This window comes from Actinophytocola sp. (assembly GCF_035762905.1).
Classification (GTDB): domain Bacteria; phylum Actinomycetota; class Actinomycetes; order Mycobacteriales; family Pseudonocardiaceae; genus DASYTH01.
The window spans coordinates 1-4,089 of sequence record NZ_DASUCC010000033.1 but is presented as its reverse complement, the minus strand read 5'-3'; the positions used below and the strand labels follow the sequence as shown (position 1 = coordinate 4,089).

At 69.9% G+C, this 4,089-nt stretch carries 4 protein-coding genes; 2 read left to right on the top strand and 2 right to left on the bottom strand.

Features of this window, described 5'->3' with window-relative positions; genetic code table 11:
* A partial coding sequence (locus VFV67_RS05050) for a nuclear transport factor 2 family protein (RefSeq protein ID WP_326467565.1) occupies positions 1–306 on the top strand: 306 nt, incomplete at its 5' end.
* 170 nt (positions 307–476) lie between these two features.
* Here the strand turns inward: VFV67_RS05050 and VFV67_RS05045 are convergent.
* Both VFV67_RS05045 and VFV67_RS05040 read right to left on the bottom strand, forming a co-directional pair.
* The gene (locus VFV67_RS05045; RefSeq protein WP_326467564.1) at positions 477–1,490 is read right to left on the bottom strand and encodes an RNA polymerase subunit sigma-70; all 1,014 of its coding nucleotides are present in this window, start codon (positions 1,488–1,490) and stop codon (positions 477–479) included.
* 234 nt (positions 1,491–1,724) lie between these two features.
* Positions 1,725–2,750 carry a zinc-binding dehydrogenase gene (locus VFV67_RS05040; protein WP_326467563.1) on the bottom strand — a complete coding sequence of 342 codons (1,026 nt, stop codon included), beginning with the start codon at positions 2,748–2,750 and terminating at the stop codon, positions 1,725–1,727.
* 802 nt (positions 2,751–3,552) lie between these two features.
* On the opposite strand from VFV67_RS05040, the gene VFV67_RS05035 reads away from it, so the two are divergent.
* A partial coding sequence (locus VFV67_RS05035; protein WP_326467562.1) for a ZIP family zinc transporter occupies positions 3,553–4,089 on the top strand: 537 nt, incomplete at its 3' end.

Sequence of the window (4,089 nt, the reverse complement as noted above, 5' to 3'; positions counted from 1 at the left end):
GGAGACATGACCGGTGTGCCACTGGCCGAAAACTTCACCTTCACCGGCCCGATCGCCAGCTTCTCCGACGCCGACCGGTTTCGGACCATGGCCCGCCAGGCCGGCGCCGCCGTGCGCAGCTTCGCCCTACGCCACCAGTTCGTCGACGGTGACCTGGTCTGCTCAGTGATCGACTGGGAGATGGCGATGCTGCCCGGGGTGCTCACCGCCGCCGAGATACTGCAGATCAAGGATGGCACCATCGTGCGCGGCGAACTGATCTACGACGCCGAAGACCTCCGCAAGGCGATGACATCCACGCCGTAACACCCGCCCGGTTACCACCCAAAGCGCCGGCTTGAACCGACTGCGCAGCCAAGATCGACAGGCCAGCCGACCGGCCAGGTGCGTGCGCGCGTCCTGGTCACCCTGGACTTGCTCCGCTGACCGTGCGAGGGCAGTTCGGCGTGTCAGCCTGCTTCGGGTCGGCGTGGCCGTTACACGGCTGTTCGGGATCGGTCTGCGAGCCTGTCCGGGAAGCCGAACGTGACGACCAGTGCCGGGTCGTGGAACTCGATCACGCGGGAGATACCGGTGGCGGTGGGGGCCAGTACCACGATGCCGTGTGCGCGCAGCGCGCCGTGGGCGTCGCGGTGGTAGACGGCGGCGGCGGGCTGGCCGTTGGCTGTGGTGGCGATCATCTGCCAGTCGCCCGATGCGCCCAGGACGTAGGTATCGAGCAGGCGGATGCAGTTGGCCCGGCCGGCCTGCCATTCGCGGAATGGCGTGGCTTCCAGTGTGGCGTCGGTGCGCAGGACGTGTTCCAGCAGGCCGGCGTCGGAGCGCTCGAAGGCTGCGATGTAGCCGTCGAGCAGGGCACGCGCCCGCTGGTCGGTCGGTTCGAGCAGTTCTTCGGGGTCTGGCTCCAGTTCGTCCAGCCGGGCGCGGGCGCGCTGCAGGCCGCTCTTGACCGCCGCCGTGGTGGTGCCGAGGATCTGTGCGGTTTCGGCCGCGGAGAACGCCAGCACCTCGCGCAGGATGAGGATCGCGCGTTGCCGGGCCGGCAGGTGCTGCAGGCTCGCGATGAGCGCCAGCCGTAGCGACTCGCGCGCGACCACCGCCGCGGCGGGATCGTCGGCGGCTGGAGCGATCCACTGGTCCGGCAGGGGTTGCAGCCACGAGACCTCACCCGGCGAGGCTTGACTTGGCGGGCGGTCAGGTCCGTCGTAGGAACCGGTCAGACCCGAGGGCAGCACCCGGATCCGGCGCGGCTGCAACGCGGTCAGGCAGACGTTGGTGGCGATGGTGTACAGCCAGGACCGAATCGAGGACCGGCCCTCGAAGCCAGCATAGGAACGCCAGGCCCGAAGATAGGTTTCCTGCACCAGGTCCTCGGCGTCGTGCGCCGAGCCGACCATGCGGTAACAGTGCGCCACCAACTCCCGGCGGAACCGCTCGGTGTCGGCAGCGAACCGGTCCTGCTCGGCCGCCGCCGGCCCGTGCGCTGTCATGCCGCGAGCCTAGGCCGCGGCCGGTCGCCCAGCCGCGCGATGGCATCCCGGCCGTGCATCGTCAGGCTGTGGTCTGGCGACGTCGGCTCGTGGTCCGCCGCCGCAGATTGCCCGCGTGCCATGCGCTGCTCCCTGTCCGGACCGGTCCCGCCGGTCGGGACCATCGCCCAGTACGACCGGCCCGCTGTTGCGAAGGAATCGAAACCCAGGTCACGGGGTGCGTCCGGGCGGTGGTCAGGGCCGCAAGGCCAGTTTGCCGACGGTCGCCCTGGCTTCCAGTTCCGCGAGGGCCTTCGGGCCGTCGGCCAGGTCGTAGGCGGTGGGGCGAGCGGGGCGCAGGACGCCAGCGGCGGTGAGCGTCGACAGCTCACCCATGAGCTCGCCGAAGATCTGGGGTGCGGCCTGGATCAGCACGCCGATGTTGAGGCCGATGATGTGAACCTGGTACTTGTACACCAGCTCCCAGTTGGTGATCGCGGCTTCGCCGCCGGCCACGCCGTAGACGATGACCCGGCCGGTGACCGGCTTGGCCGCGGCCAGGCTGGCGCTGAAGGTGGCACCACCCGCCGACTCCAGCACCACATCAGCACCGGCACCACCGGTCAGCCCCTGCACCTCGGCGACGAGGTCGCCAGCGCGGGAGTCCAGGACGTGGTCGGCGCCCAGTGCCAGCGCTGTCTCGTGCTTGCTCGCAGAGGCGGTGGCGATGACCGTCGCGCCGTAATGCTTGGCCAGGGTCACCGCGGCCTGGCCGGTCGCGCCCGCCGCAGCGTGAACCAGCACGGTCTGCCCGGTAGTGAGGTGGCCCAACGGTTTGAGCGCGGCAAGTGCGGTGGGCCAGTTCACCACCAGACCCAGCGCCTGCTCAGCACTCCAGCCAGCCGGCACCGGCAGAGCGGCGGCCGCGGGCAGGACCACGTACTCGGCGAAAGCTCCATATCCGACGCCGATCACACGAGTCCCCGGTCGTGGGTCGGCCACCGCCTCGCCCGCCGCCACGACCTCGCCTGCGGCTTCGAAACCCGCCAGATACGGTGGCCGCGGGCCGCCCAGGAACGTGCCGTAGGCCCTGGAGATGTCGGCGAAGTTGACACCGGCGGCGGCGACCCGGACCAGGACCTCGCCCCGACCGGGGCTCGGGACCGGCGCGTCGGTGATCAAACGCATGTCCTGCGGACCCCTCAGCGAAGTCTGCTGCAGGGCCCGCATGGTGGCGGGAATGCTCACGGCAATCAGCTCTCTTCTCTCGGCCTGTCCCATCGGGGCCGGCCCGATCGGCCGGCCGCACCATCGACGGGGTAGACCTCGGCCGCCGCACAAAGGAATCGGCTGCTGGTCACCATCGGGCGGCACCGCCACAACGACATCGCGCTCGCGACACCACGGTCTCTGCGCGCCACGCCCAGATCCGGGTGGCCGGCGACCGGTACCTGACTCGCCGACATCGGCTCGTGGACCGCAGACCGCACCGGATCAGCACCAGGGAGGCCACCGGGTGGGTGCTGTTCTTACGGGAACTGGCCGGCAACCCCTAGGGAGGCCGCCGAATGGGCCGGCACCACCACGACCCTGGTTATGGTCCAGTTACGAGCGTGTAGTTGCCGTTGCGGCCTCGGACACCACTCTTGGTGAGATCTCACCATTTGCGTGGAATCCCACGCGGTTTCTGTCGGGATACGTTGCGGTCCAGGGAATCGCTCGGGGTGTCGGCCGGCGTAGACAGAGCGGTCTGATCCAGGGCTGGGGTGTCCCGCCGCGCGTTGCCTGCTGTGGGGGCGTCAGGTGTTGTCGCCGTGGGACAGCGAGGAGGACAACTGGCGGTGGGCGTCGGCCTGTTGAGTAGGGTCTGGACCTTGTCTTCGAGGACGGCGACCGTGTCGGCGCCGGCGGCCCAGCGGAGTGGCGGCTCGCCGGAGTCGGCCAGCTTGATCAGCGCCGGGACGAGCCTGGCGGGGTCACCGCCCCGGTATTCCGTTCATGCTCGCCAGGCGGTACGGGCAACCTCTCGGCGCTTGGACCGTGCTCTGGGCTCACGGCGGGGCTGACCGCCAGAATGATCGGCATGTTCACCGCCGTGTTGTTCGGTTTGGCTGCTTCGAGTGCGCTGGTGATCGGCTCGGTGGCCGGTGCGCTGTGGCGTCCGCCGCGCCGGGTCACCGGGGTTCTGCTGGCCTTTGCCAGTGGGGCGCTGATCGCCGCGCTGGCCTTTGAGCTGTTCGAGGAGGCGTTTCACCTCGGTGGTGCGGTGCGCTCCGGGCTGGGTCTGTTGGCCGGGGCGGCCGTTTTCGTGCTCGTGGACTCCGCTCTGGACCGCTATGTCACCGGTCACTCCGGGCCCGAGCAGCGGGAGGTGAGCAAGACCGGTGCGCGCGGTGGCGTCGGCCTGGCGCTGCTGGCCGCGGTGACCCTGGACGGTGTGCCGGAGAACCTCGCGCTCGGGGTGTCGCTGGTCAGCGGCGTGTCGTTGACATTGCTCGTGGCGATCTTCTTGTCCAATCTGCCGGAGTCCCTGGTCGGCGCCGTGGCCATGCGCGAGTCCGGGCAGAGCAAGCGAAGCGTCATCACGACCTGGGCGGCATGCGCGCTGCTGCTGACCGCC